Raw genomic sequence first — 702 nt, 5'->3', positions numbered from 1 at the left:
CTTATGCTTCAATATACATAATATTAAGAAACAAACGCTACACTTTAGCTGTAAAACATGTTAAAAAAGGAGAAACTTTAAAAGACACAGTAGACTTTCTAATAAACGAAATCGAAGCTATTGGATTTAAAATTAAATCACTTTACCTTGACAGAGAATTCTTTACTGTAGAAGTGATAAACTATCTTCAAAATAGGAAAACACCTTTTATCATGCCTTGTGTGAAAAGAGGACCTAGCGGAGGAATACGAAAACTATTAAAAGGTAAAAAAAGCTATTTTACAAAGTATACTATGCATTCAAAAGAAAATAAAGCCACATTTCAAGTTAATGTGCTGATCAAATACTCTAAAGGAAAATATAAACGAAATGGACTAAAATATTTCGCATATGCAGTATACAATATTGACATGCCCATAAAAAACACATTCAAAGAGTATAGAAAACGATTTGGAATAGAATCCAGCTACAGACTAATGAACCAAGCACGAACACACACCAGTACAAAAAAAACAGCACTAAGACTACTATACATAGGACTAGGTCTTCTACTAGTCAACATTTGGATCTACATCCAATGGACACAACTCAGCACACCACGACAAGGCGGACGCCAAAAAGTAACTTGGACATTCAAAAACATGCTAAAACAAATCAACCGAACAACCGAAGAAAAACTAGGATTCACCAACAAAATAACAA

General features: G+C 32.8%; 1 pseudogene. It reads left to right on the top strand.

Annotated features, from left to right (window positions below):
• Positions 1–702, top strand: a pseudogene (locus tag MBCUT_RS11165) (hypothetical protein); the annotation flags it as partial.

The sequence above is a fragment of the Methanobrevibacter cuticularis genome (assembly GCF_001639285.1).
In the GTDB taxonomy this organism is placed as follows: Archaea; Methanobacteriota; Methanobacteria; order Methanobacteriales; family Methanobacteriaceae; genus Methanobaculum; species Methanobaculum cuticulare.
Note: the sequence above shows the minus strand (reverse complement) of the source record. Positions and strands in the feature narration are given on the sequence as shown.